This is a genomic window from uncultured Ruegeria sp., from assembly GCF_947489545.1.
Lineage (GTDB): Bacteria > Pseudomonadota > Alphaproteobacteria > Rhodobacterales > Rhodobacteraceae > Ruegeria.
Genome location: NZ_CANLDZ010000005.1, coordinates 227,990 through 239,586, shown reverse-complemented (window position 1 = coordinate 239,586; position 11,597 = coordinate 227,990). Strand labels below are relative to the sequence as shown.

At 55.7% G+C, this 11,597-nt stretch carries 13 protein-coding genes and 1 tRNA gene; 10 read left to right on the top strand and 4 right to left on the bottom strand.

Annotation, left to right across the window (positions count from 1 at the left end; all coding sequences use genetic code 11):
* Positions 1-19 precede the first annotated feature (19 nt).
* From Q1B13_RS09885 to Q1B13_RS09870, 4 genes are read left to right on the top strand one after another with little or no spacing between them, the layout of a single operon-like run.
* Positions 20-652, top strand: a complete 633-nt coding sequence (locus Q1B13_RS09885) for a DNA-3-methyladenine glycosylase 2 family protein (RefSeq protein WP_299075531.1) — start codon at positions 20-22, stop codon at positions 650-652.
* On the top strand, positions 649-1,314 hold the full coding sequence (locus tag Q1B13_RS09880; RefSeq protein WP_298934947.1) for an alpha/beta fold hydrolase: 666 nt from the start codon (positions 649-651) through the stop codon (positions 1,312-1,314). Before Q1B13_RS09885 ends, Q1B13_RS09880 begins: the two co-directional genes overlap by 4 nt.
* A 2-nt stretch (positions 1,315-1,316) precedes the next feature.
* Positions 1,317-1,808 (top strand): GNAT family N-acetyltransferase, encoded by a 492-nt coding sequence (locus Q1B13_RS09875; protein WP_299075528.1) that lies wholly within the window; start codon positions 1,317-1,319, stop codon positions 1,806-1,808.
* 4 nt (positions 1,809-1,812) lie between these two features.
* Positions 1,813-2,115: a putative quinol monooxygenase gene (locus Q1B13_RS09870; RefSeq protein WP_299075526.1), complete on the top strand. Its 303-nt coding sequence runs from the start codon at positions 1,813-1,815 to the stop codon at positions 2,113-2,115.
* A gap of 10 nt (positions 2,116-2,125) precedes the next feature.
* Here Q1B13_RS09870 and Q1B13_RS09865 read toward each other — a convergent pair whose 3' ends face one another.
* Both Q1B13_RS09865 and Q1B13_RS09860 read right to left on the bottom strand, forming a co-directional pair.
* Positions 2,126-2,551 (bottom strand): VOC family protein, encoded by a 426-nt coding sequence (locus Q1B13_RS09865; RefSeq protein ID WP_298934950.1) that lies wholly within the window; start codon positions 2,549-2,551, stop codon positions 2,126-2,128.
* Between the two features lie 32 nt (positions 2,552-2,583).
* Entirely contained in the window at positions 2,584-3,189 is a 606-nt protein-coding gene (locus Q1B13_RS09860; RefSeq protein WP_299075523.1) for an rRNA large subunit pseudouridine synthase E, read from the bottom strand.
* Between the two features lie 213 nt (positions 3,190-3,402).
* Between Q1B13_RS09860 and Q1B13_RS09855 the strand changes: the two genes are divergently transcribed.
* A complete protein-coding gene (locus Q1B13_RS09855; RefSeq protein WP_298934952.1) occupies positions 3,403-3,990 on the top strand; it encodes an HNH endonuclease in 588 nt (195 codons plus the stop codon).
* 3 nt (positions 3,991-3,993) lie between these two features.
* On the opposite strand, the gene Q1B13_RS09850 is transcribed toward Q1B13_RS09855, so the two are convergent.
* Together Q1B13_RS09850 and Q1B13_RS09845 are read right to left on the bottom strand one after the other, a co-directional pair.
* Positions 3,994-4,458 carry a disulfide bond formation protein B gene (locus tag Q1B13_RS09850; RefSeq protein ID WP_299075520.1) on the bottom strand — a complete coding sequence of 155 codons (465 nt, stop codon included), beginning with the start codon at positions 4,456-4,458 and terminating at the stop codon, positions 3,994-3,996.
* Complete coding sequence (locus tag Q1B13_RS09845; RefSeq protein ID WP_298934954.1) at positions 4,455-5,033, bottom strand: YqaA family protein; 579 nt, start codon at positions 5,031-5,033, stop codon at positions 4,455-4,457. The genes Q1B13_RS09850 and Q1B13_RS09845 overlap by 4 nt, the downstream gene beginning before the upstream one ends.
* Positions 5,034-5,178: 145 nt before the next feature.
* Between Q1B13_RS09845 and Q1B13_RS09840 the strand changes: the two genes are divergently transcribed.
* The 5 genes from Q1B13_RS09840 (at position 5,179) to Q1B13_RS09820 (ending at position 11,568) form a co-directional block, all read left to right on the top strand.
* A tRNA-Leu gene (locus Q1B13_RS09840) sits at positions 5,179-5,264 on the top strand.
* Between the two features lie 534 nt (positions 5,265-5,798).
* Complete coding sequence (locus Q1B13_RS09835; RefSeq protein ID WP_298934955.1) at positions 5,799-6,998, top strand: glycosyltransferase family 2 protein; 1,200 nt, start codon at positions 5,799-5,801, stop codon at positions 6,996-6,998.
* Positions 6,999-7,462: 464 nt separating this feature from the next.
* Positions 7,463-8,431, top strand: coding sequence for a TAXI family TRAP transporter solute-binding subunit (locus tag Q1B13_RS09830; protein ID WP_298934956.1), 969 nt, complete (start codon positions 7,463-7,465; stop codon positions 8,429-8,431).
* Positions 8,432-8,530: 99 nt separating this feature from the next.
* Positions 8,531-11,140 (top strand): TRAP transporter permease, encoded by a 2,610-nt coding sequence (locus tag Q1B13_RS09825; protein ID WP_298934957.1) that lies wholly within the window; start codon positions 8,531-8,533, stop codon positions 11,138-11,140.
* A complete protein-coding gene (locus Q1B13_RS09820) occupies positions 11,137-11,568 on the top strand; it encodes a universal stress protein (RefSeq protein WP_298934958.1) in 432 nt (143 codons plus the stop codon). The genes Q1B13_RS09825 and Q1B13_RS09820 overlap by 4 nt, the downstream gene beginning before the upstream one ends.
* Positions 11,569-11,597 lie beyond the last annotated feature (29 nt).

The window sequence follows — 11,597 nt, the reverse complement described above, 5'->3', positions numbered from 1 at the left end:
CACTGAAGCTGGAGAACGCATGAAAGTCGGACGTATCATCGAAACGCCAGATTGCGTTGCCGAAGGCGCCGAATGGCTGGGCCAGGCCTGCCCGCGCATGGCGTTCGCGATGGAACAGACCGGCCCGTTACCCCTGCGTCGGCGTCCGGATGGGTTCGCACAGCTGCTCAGCGCCATTGTCAGTCAGCAGGTCAGTGTCGCATCCGCCAACGCAATTTGGCAGCGGTTGAAAGGCGCGAAACTGACGGGCCCGCGCAAAATAACGTGGGCCACCGATGACGATCTGCGTGATGTAGGCCTCAGCCGCCAGAAGATTCGTTATGCCCGTGCACTTGCCGAAGCGCGCATTGATTACAAAGCCTTACGGAATGCTTCTGATGCGGATGTCGTTGCCGTTCTGACCGAGGTGCCGGGTATCGGGGTTTGGACAGCCGAGATTTACGCCATGTTCTCACTGGGCCGCGCCGATGTGATTGCGCCAGGTGATCTGGCGCTACAAGAAGCAGCCCGGGTTCTCTATGACTTGCCCAAGCGTCCCACCGACAAGGAACTGCGGCTGATGGCGGAAGACTGGTCGCCTTGGCGGTCGGTTGCGGCACGGGTTTTGTGGGCCTATTACCGGGTGGCCAAACAAAGAGAAGGGATCAGATGACACGGGTTTTGAATGCGCTCCGGAAAGAGCCTGTTTCGGGCGACACACGCTCGGTCGTGGTTTTCGTGCACGGCTATGGCGCTAACGGGGCCGACCTGCTGGGATTGGCGGATGTGCTTGGCGAACACTTGCCCGAGACGCTGTTTGTAGCCCCAGACGCGCCCGAGCAGATCCCCGGAATGCCCAATGGGTTTCAGTGGTTCCCAATCCCGTGGATCGACGGCTCGTCCGAGGAAGAGGCGCGCCGTGGCATGGACATGGCGACCGAGGATTTTAATGCGTTTCTCGACGCCCTGATGGTGGACGAAGATGTATTGCCCGAGCAGGTGGTTCTGTTTGGGTTTTCTCAAGGTACGATGATGAGCCTGCATGTCGCCCCGCGGCGCGAAGACCCGGTTGCCGGAATTGTCGCCTTCTCTGGCCGTCTGCTGGAACCGGATATGTTAGCAGATGAGGTCGTCAGCCGAATGCCGATTTTGCTGGTGCATGGGGACGCTGATGATGTCGTGCCGCCACAATCGCTGCCCGAAGCCGCCGAAGCTCTACAAGGCGCAGGTTTCAAAGAGGTCTTCGCCCACGTTATGAAGGGCACCGGTCATGGTATCGCGCCTGACGGGCTGAGCGTCGCGCTGGCCTTCATGCGTGACAAGCTGAGCCTTTGACCATGATAGCCGTCCGCCCAATGATGCGCGAAGATGTGGCTGAGGCATGCCGCATTCTTAATGAGATCGTCGCCATCGGAGGCACTACAGCGCATGAAATTCCGTTCTCCGAAGTTTTGTTTGTGCAAAGCTATCTGGACGGCGCTGACAAGATCTGCTGTCATGTTGCTCTGGACGATCGGGGGGAAGTGGCCGGGTTCCAGTGGTTGGGCAGCCATGAAGCATTGCCGGAAGACTGCGCCGATATCGCCACTTTCACCCGCCGTGATCCGGTGTTGCGCGGTGCGGGACGTGCGCTGTTTGATGAAACCGTCAAAACAGCGGGCGCATTGGGGTTTCGTACTATCAACGCGACGATACGGGCAGATAATTTACTGGGCCTCAGCTACTATGAAAAAATGGGATTTCGCGATTTTTCGATCGCCCATGGCGTTCCCTTGCGCGATGGGACCCCGGTGAACAGAATCTCGAAGCGGTTTAGCCTGAAGGAGTGAGCCCATGTTGATCGTCACTGGTGTTGTCGAAGTTGCTGAAGGAGGTGTGGCAAGGGCGCGTGACGCTGCGCTGGCCATGGTGGCTGAGACGATGAAGGAACAAGGCTGCCTGGTCTACGAATTCAGCCAGGTTCTGGGGTATGCGAACCGGTTTCGGGTTTATGAGGAATGGCAGAATCAGGCCGCACTTGAGGCGCATTTTGCGACACCTCATATGGCGGCGTTCCGGGCTGTTCTGGCAGATATTGGCGTGATGTCCAGCGAGATTCACCGCGTTGTCGGCGGTGAAAAGCAGCCCCTGGGCTGAGCAAACCGGATCAATCCCACAACCAGCCTTCGGCAAATTCGACGGAGTTACCTGCCGGGTCGCGTACATACAGAGAGCGTGCACCACTAGGCCAGTCAAATTCGGCGTCCAAGGGAATGTTCCAATCCAGCAGGTGCTTGCGCATCAGGGCGATTTCATCCCGGGTTAGTACAAGGCAGACATGGCCTGCGCCGCGGGCGCCATGCGGCGGGACTGGCAGATCTGGATTGCTAGGCGGCTGCTCGGTTTGGTCCGGGTTGAACAGCAGCAAAACCGAGTCGCCAATTTTGTAAAATATATGCCGTTCAGGGATATGCTGAATGCGCTCAAGGCCCAGAATTTCACCATAGAACTGCTCGGCCGCGTCCAGATCATCGACGTAAAGCGCCGCTTCCAGAATGGCCCTTGGGGCAGGTATACCGGGCGTAAGTTTCATGGGCTTAGTCTAACAGATCAGGGCACGATCTGTCACCGGCGCGGGCGGCGATCCCGTTTGCGCTGCGGCGCGACCTTAAGTTCAGGCATTTGCAGACTATCCCACTTGCCGGGGCCAAGGTCATCCAGGGTCCAATCGCCGATCCGGTATCGGATCAACCGCAATGTTGGTAGGCCAACGGCAGCCGTCATCCGGCGCACCTGCCGGTTCTTGCCTTCGCGCAAGGTCAGCTCGATCCAGCTGTCCGGAACGGTTTTGCGTTCGCGGATCGGCGGCGTGCGTGGCCACAGCATGGGCGGCTCGTCTATCTTGCGCACTTTGGCCGGGCGAGTCAGGCCGTCTTTCAATTCCACCCCGTCTCGCAGCGCTTTCAGTGCCGCGACATCAGGCTTGCCTTCGACCTGAACCCAGTAGGTTTTGACCATTTTGTGTTTCGGGTCTGAAATCTGCGCCTGCAGGCGCCCTTCGTCGGTCAGCAGCATCAGTCCTTCGCTGTCGCGATCCAGCCGTCCCGCCGGATAGACACCGGGCAGATCTATGAAGTCCGAAAGCGTGCTGCGCGGCGACTCGGTATTGGCGCGGTCGGTGAACTGCGGCAGCACATCAAAGGGTTTGTTGAAGCGAATGAACCATGACATGGGCATGCCATAACGCGAGCGCCGTATCCGATGCAACCTGTGGATAACTGTCATGCCTCTGTTACGGAACAGGCTTACCCAGTCTTCGACATATTGTGGAAACTCGGGGCTTGTCAGAGATTTAACACGATATATAGTCACTATAAGGCTGGGGCGGGTGCTCTCCGCTCTGGTGTCACAAACGGGCAGCTGAGAGCGAGAGGCGATTCTACTATGGACGGAGATTTCAGGACCGAATTTGTCAGGGAGCCAGGTGCGCTCAAGCACCATCCGGCATTGGTTTTGAACGCCGATTACCGCCCCTTGTCCTATTATCCACTGTCGTTGTGGCCCTGGCAGGAGGCGATCAAAGCGGCCTGGCTGGACAGGGTCGATATCGTTGCCGAGTATGACGAAGTTGTCCGCAGTCCCAGTACCGAGATCCGAATACCCTCGGTCGTTGTTTTGAAAGACTATGTAAAACCCAGAAAGCGCGTGGCCTTCACGCGCTTTAATTTGTTTCTGAGGGATGAATTTAAGTGCCAGTATTGCGGAGGCCGTGGTGATCTTACATTCGACCACGTTGTACCGCGCGCGGCGGGCGGGGTGACCAGCTGGCAAAACGTAGTTGCGGCTTGCAGCCCGTGTAACTTGCGCAAGGGCTCCAAATCGTTGCGACAAGCGGGCATGTCGCTTCGCAAACCGCCGCGTCAGCCAGACGCCGAGGCGTTGCGCAATATCGGCCGCAAGTTCCCTCCGAACCACTTGCACGAAAGTTGGATCGATTTTCTGTATTGGGACGCGGAATTGGACCAGCTGTAAGGTTCAGCTGCTGCGCCAGGCAACGATCCAGACCAGCACCAGCCCGGCAGAAATCAGAGCATTCCAACCAGCCATGGACAGGCCTAACATTTCCCACGGGATATCATCACAACGCACCAGCGGAGCGGACATGATCTGCTCCATCAACTCTTGCGAAGACAGCCCGCCAATGTCGCCCGATGTACAGCTGCTGGGTCCTTCCCATAATCCTCGCTCGACCCCTGCGTGATAAACTCCGATCCCGGCTGTTATCGTTGCAGCGACTGCACCGAACAGGGGCAGAATTCGGAGATTTGGCAAGGCTATGGCAACAAGCCCGACGGCGATTGCTACGCCATGTGGGTATCTTTGCCAGATACACATTTTGCAGGGTGCCATACCGCCGAAATACTGGAAGCTCCACGCTGCCAGCAGCAGCGCTGCAGATCCGCCCGCAGCCAAAACAACATAGGTCGTACGCTTTGTCATAGGTATCGCACCGCTAAGAAGCCGCCAAACAGCAGAATAATAAACAACGTGAACATCAGGCCCAGACGTTTCTCGATAAAGTCCCGGATCGGTTCACCAAAGCCCCAAAGCAAACCGGCGACAAGAAAAAATCGCAAGGCCCGGGCCAGAATGGACGTGGCAATGAAAGTCCCCAACGGCATCCCCGTCCAGCCCGACATGATGGTGATAACCTTGTACGGAAAAGGGGTGATCCCAGCGGCAAGAACCGCCCAGAATCCAAAATCGTTGAAGCGGGTGTTAAACTCTTCCATCGCATGCGCTTTGCCCATGGATTCCAGAATAGGCTGGCCGATGCTGTCGTAGAAGAATGCCCCGATCGCATAACCCAGCATGCCGCCCAAAACCGAAGCGACCAAGGCGACCGACGCGATCAGCCAGGCCCGCGAAGGCCGCGCCAGGATCATCGGAATCATCAGCACATCAGGGGGAATCGGAAAGAAGGAACTTTCTACAAAGGCCACGATGGCCAGGGCCCACAGGGCGCGCGGGTGTTCCGCCAGCCGAATGGTCCAGTCGTACAACGATCGCAACATAAAGCACTCAAATCCAATTCTCAGACCGTGCAAGCCAAACCACGCACCTGCAGTACCGTCAACCGCCGTCGCGGAAACAATCAGAGTATTGGTTGTTTTTTGCCTCTGGACCTTCGTCGAGTTGAACGCTAATCCAGTGTCCGTGGCCCAAGTGGCGGAATGGTAGACGCAGGGGATTCAAAATCCCCCGTCCTAACGGACGTGCCGGTTCGAGTCCGGCCTTGGGTACCAAAGTAAAAACAGAGGGTTAGGGGAACCTGCTCTCTGTTTTTTCTTTACTGGCGGCTGGTTTACTCACACTTCCACGTTCTGGTCTTGATGGGTTTGTGAGCAAAAACAGGCAGATGCTGTTTGAAAACAGAGTTGATGGAACTCAAAATCTTCCGATGGAAATATCGTGAGAGTTGGATGCATTGCTTGCGCGCCAAATTGTTCGCATTTCTTTCAAAATAAAACCTTGAGATAGGCGAGAATCCGTCGTTCCGTTGAGATTGTATCCGGATGTGCGGCGCAGAATCGGCTTCTTCCCAAGATGGGCACAAGGATGAAGTTACGAGCTCTGGTAACATCGGAGAAAACACTCGACGAGTTGCTGGAAATCTTGTCTCACAAACTTGTTTCGAATTAATAAACAAAGTATCTCTGGATTGGTTTATGTTCATGTCGAGTGAATAAATTTGTGCCTTTGCAGACTGTCCTTGACTTCGAAGTCGCGTCTGTAAATCTGATAGTGTTATTTGTTTAATTTTTAGTAGGTGGGTTCCATTGGTTGGGAAGCAAGAAATTACAGAATCATCGGATGAGTCTGACGCGATTGAGTTGACGATCCTGATGCCGTGCCTGAATGAGGCCGAAACGATTGAGGTCTGCGTTCGAAAAGCGCTCGATTACATCGCGCGTGATGGCATTCGGGGCGAGGTTTTGATCGCAGATAATGGCAGCACCGACGGTTCGATTGAGATTGCCGAAGGTCTTGGGGCCAGGGTCGTGAATGTCGAACAAAAAGGGTATGGCGCGGCATTGGCCGGCGGTATCGAAGCAGCCCGCGGAACGTTTGTAATCATGGGTGACGCTGATGATAGCTATGATTTCTCCAGGCTAGAGCTGTTTGTTCAGGAACTGCGGGCCGGAAATGATCTGGTCATGGGAAACCGATTCCGTGGTGGTATATCCGAGGGCGCAATGCCGTTTCTGCACCGCTATCTGGGCAATCCAGTTCTGAGTTTCATCGGTCGGCTGTTCTTCAACATCCGTATCGGCGACTTTCATTGTGGCATGCGCGGGTTCCGGCGACAGTCCATTCTGGACCTTCAATTGCATACGTCCGGCATGGAATTTGCGTCCGAGATGGTTGTCCGTTCCGCGATGAGCCGACTGAAAATTGCCGAAGTGCCGACAACTCTCAAGCCGGATGGCAGAAGCCGTCCGCCGCATTTACGCACTTGGCGAGATGGCTGGCGGCACCTTAAATTCTTGCTGATGCACAATCCCAGATGGCTTTTTGTGTATCCAGGATTGTTCTTCACATTGGTGGGCGGCATCACTGCCCTCGTTCTTATGTTCGGACCGGTACGCGTTGCCGGATCTGTTGAGCTCGGGACGAATACTTTCCTGGCCTCTTGCCTGATCACAATCGTCGGGACCCAGTTACTGACGTTTGGTGCCCTGGCGCGCATGATTGCGACGACGAGCGGTCTGTTGCCTGTTGGAGAGCCCAGCAAAATCCTTAAAAACTGGGCGACCACAGACACTATTGCGCTTTTCGCGTTTTGGCTGCTGTTGTTTGGTCTTCTTTTGTTTGGGATCGCATTTGGGCAATGGGCGCGACTTGGCTTCGGCGACCTTTCCAACCCGTTGACGACACGTTTGACCGTCGCTGGGTTCAGTCTGATGGCAATATCGGTCCAGTCCGCATTTGCGGCGTTCCTGTTCGGAATTATCGAGATTCCAACACGGGAAAAGTAAGCAAAGTATCGATGCCGGGCTCATCGAAGGTAGGAGCTCAAACGTAAACTGCGTTTCAAAACAAATGTTTCGGTTCGGCTATTTTTTCGCCGGATCGGGCATCCTTGGTCCTCGGTCGGATGTTGTTCCCGTTTGAGATGGATCTCGCGGTGTGCAACGCCGTGAAGTTTGAACAATGACGCTTTTGCTACATTTGCTCGTGAGGGGTCAGACATGAAGCACTTGTGCCCGTTAACGGGGAAACTTTTGAAAACTTCCTCAGATGTGCCGCTTTGAGCGGATGAGTGGTGCACTGGCCTTGACAATTGATGTGTCTGAATGAAACCTCGAAATTGTTGGGAGATATTGGAAAATTCACTGAGGTGCAGCCGTTGCATGACGGGCTGATCTGGCTTATCGGCGCGTTCCCCGAGTAAGGGGCTTTAGCCTTTTCCCCACCAACAAAATAAAATGGGAGTTCTTAAATGAAAAACAGCAGCAAGCTTAGCCTCGGCGCATTCGTCACCGCGGCCATGATGGCTCCGGCGGCTTATGCCGAAGAGTTCATCACCATCGGCACCGGCGGTGTGACCGGCGTTTACTACCCGACCGGTGGCGCGATTTGCCGTCTGGTTAACAAGGGGCGCAAGGAACATGGCGTACGCTGTTCGGTCGAATCGACCGGCGGTTCCGTCTATAACATCAACACCATTCGCGAAGGCGAACTGGAGTTTGGTGTGGCGCAGTCTGACTGGCAGTACCACGCTTACAACGGCAGCTCGAAATTCGAAGAGGCTGGTCCCTTCGAAAACCTGCGTGCTGTCTTCTCGGTTCACCCTGAGCCGTTTACGGTCGTTGCCCGCGCCGATTCCGGCATCACCAATTTCGAGGACATGAAAGGTAAACGCGTCAATATCGGTAACCCCGGTTCAGGTCAGCGCGGCACTATGGAAGTTCTGCTGGGCGAAATGGGCTGGACCACTGGCGATTTCGAACTGGCGACCGAGCTGAAGGCGGCCGAACAGTCCGCAGCTCTGTGCGACAACCAGATTGATGCGATGGTTTACACCGTTGGTCACCCGTCCGGGTCGATCCAGGAAGCCACTACAGCGTGTGACTCGGTTCTGGTGAACGTCAGCGGTGATGCGGTTAGCAAACTGGTCGACGACAATTCGTTCTACCGGACCGCAACCATTCCTGGCGGCATGTATCGCGGTTCTGACGGCGATACCCAAACCTTTGGTGTGGGCGCAACCTTCGTGACGTCGGCAGACGTGTCGGATGATGCGGTTTACGCAGTGGTCAGCTCGGTCTTCGAAAACTTCGATGACTTCAAAAAGCTGCACCCTGCGTTTGCCAACCTCAAGCCCGAAGAAATGATCGCGGACGGCCTGTCGGCTCCGCTGCATCCGGGCGCCGAGAAGTACTACAAAGAAAAAGGCTGGATCCAGTAATTCAGACCTGACACAGGGCGCCTGCGGGCGCCCTGCACCAAACCCGTATCAAACGGGTAGGTTAGAAGGCCGAAAAAGGCCGCGACGGGGAGACATGTCATGAGTTCCGATTCTCAATCCAATCGTCCGCTATCGGAAGAAGAGCTACAGGAGCTTGTAGCCTCGTCTGATGCGGGCGGACGCAATCCAGTCGGCAATGTCGGGATCTTCCTGGCCATTGTAGCGGCGATTTGGTCCATTTTTCAGGTCGTTCTGGCCTCTCCGCTGGCGAATTATGTATTGCCCGGTAGTGTTGTGAACAACGCGCGGCAGTTTCATTTGGCCTTTGCGATGTTTCTGGCCTTTGCCGCCTATCCGGCGCTGAAATCCAGTCCGCGCGACTATATCCCCATACAGGACTGGATCATGGGTGTGTTGGGCGCGTTTGTCGCGCTGTATGGCTATTTCTTCTACAACAAAATCGTTGATGCTGGCGGGCTTGCAGACGATACCGACAAGTGGATCGCATTGGTCGGGTTGATCTTGTTGTTCGAGGCCGCGCGTCGCGCGCTTGGCCCAGCGATGGCGATCATTGCAACGATCTTTCTGGTTTATGTTTTCTTCGGCGCGTCCGATTGGGTCCCAGAGGTCATCCGTTGGAAAGGCGCCAGCCTGAAAAAGGCCATGAGCCACATGTGGATCACGTCTGAGGGCGTGTTCGGGATTGCGTTGGGTGTTTCAACGAAATTCGTGTTCCTGTTCGTGCTTTTCGGCGCTTTGCTGGATAAGGCCGGGGCAGGGAACTACTTCATCAAGATGGCATTTGGTGCGCTGGGTCACCTGCGCGGCGGCCCCGCGAAGGCGGCTGTTGTGGGCTCTGCTGCAACCGGCCTGATTTCTGGCTCGTCCATCGCCAACGTTGTGACCACCGGCACGTTCACCATCCCATTGATGAAGCGCGTTGGTTTCAGCAGCGAACAAGCGGGTTCGGTCGAGGTAGCCTCGTCAGTGAACGGTCAGATCATGCCTCCGGTTATGGGGGCTGCGGCCTTTCTGATGGTGGAATATGTCGGCATTTCCTATGTCGAGGTGATCACCCACGCCTTCCTGCCCGCAGCGATTTCTTACATCGCTTTGGTCTACATCGTGCACCTTGAGGCGGTGAAGCGGAACATGCCCACCTTGGGCGACCGCGATGTGAAGCTTGCGCGTACCGTCGTCGGGATGCTGTCTTTCTTCCTGGTCTTCGCTGGGCTGTGCTATGGTTCGCAATTCCCGGTCGAAGCTGTCACCAGTTGGGTGCCGTCTTCGGCGGGACTGGTCCTTAGCCTGATCGTCTGTGGTATCTACGTTGCTTTGCTTTATCTGGCCGCTCAGGTGCCGGATCTAGAGCCGGATGATCCGAATGCAAAAGAAGTAACCTTGCCCGTCATCGCGGACATCTACAAAGCCGGTTTGCACTACCTGCTGCCGATCATTGTATTGGTCTACTTCTTGATGATCGAACAGAAGTCGCCGGGTTTGTCGGCCTTCTGGGCGACTACTTTGCTGTTCGTGATCCTGTTAACGCAGAAGCCCCTGAAGGCGATTTTCCGCGGTCAAAGCAACATGTATGACACGTTTATCGACGGTGTTGCTGACCTGTGGCAGGGCCTGATCGACGGCGCACGTAACATGATCGGTATCGCGTTGGCCACGGCCACGGCGGGTGTGATCGTAGGCACCGTGACACTGACAGGTGTCGGGCAAGTCATGGCTGATCTGGTCGAGTTCCTGTCAGGCGGCAACCTGATCCTGATGCTGGTGATGGTTGGTATCCTGAGCCTGATCCTGGGCATGGGACTCCCGACCACTGCGAACTACATCGTTGTCAGCTCTCTGATGGCCGGTGTGGTTGTCGAACTTGGGGCGCAAAGCGGCCTGATTGTGCCCCTGATCGCGGTCCACCTGTTCGTCTTCTATTTCGGCATTATGGCCGACGTGACGCCGCCGGTGGGTTTGGCGAGTTTCGCGGCCGCCGCCGTCTCGGGTGGGGATGCGATCAAAACCGGGTTCATCGCGTTCTTCTATTCGCTTCGAACTGTGGCGCTGCCGTTTGTGTTTATCTTCAACACGGACCTGTTGTTGATCGACGTCACTTGGGTGGAAGGCATAACGGTCGCCGTTTTTGCGACAATAGCGATCCTTGTCTTTACGGCGGGAACAATGGGGTACTTCCTTACCCATAGCCGCATCTATGAAAGCATTGCCCTGATCTTTGTAGCGTTTGCGCTGTTCAGGCCAGACTACTTCATGGACCGAATTTCGCCACCGTTTACAACTGTTGAACCGGCTGCGTTTGAGGAAACCATAGGTCAAACACCGCCCGGGACCGAGGTCCGGCTGGTGGTCCAAGGCCCGGATTTCGACACGCTGGAAATGGTCGATACAACCGTTGTTGTCACTGTTGGTAACGAGGACGGTGGTTCTGCCCGGGTCGAAGCGATGGGTCTGCTGCTGGTCCCCGAAGATGGGTTGGTCAAGTTGGAAGAACCTTTGTTCGGTACACCTGTGGCCGATAATCTGGGGAACTTTGATTACTACGGTGATGAAGCGGTGCGCCTGACCTCGGTCAGCTTGCCGTCCAGCCAATCCCCGAAACAGCTGATCTATATCCCGGCGATGCTACTGTTGGGTCTGATCGCCTTCCTGCAACGCGGCCGTGCCGCCAGACAAGAGGTGCCAGCATGACAAGTTCTGTTTTATGCGCCATCGACATCAGCAACGGAGATTTGGATGCGCCTGTGCTGAAAAGAGCGGCCGCGTTAGCGGACCTTGACGGCGCGCAGCTGGATGTCGTCACCGTTCTTCCCGATTTTGGAGAAAGCTGGGTTTCTGGCTTTTTTCAGCCTGATTTTCACGACAAAGCTCTCGAAGAAGCGCAGAACAACCTGACTAAGATGTGTACAGCCACTCTGGGTGCGGATCGCAATGAAAAGATACGGCATGTGGTGGCCACGGGCACGGCGTATCAAGAGATCCTGAAAACGGCCGAAAGTGCGGGTTCGGACCTGATCGTGATTGGCGCACACAAACCAGATCTAAAGGATTATTTGCTGGGACCGAATGCGGCACGGGTTGTGCGGCATTCGACTGTTTCGGTTTACGTTGTCCGTTAGGGATAATCCTGCCAAGTAAAGTTCTTATT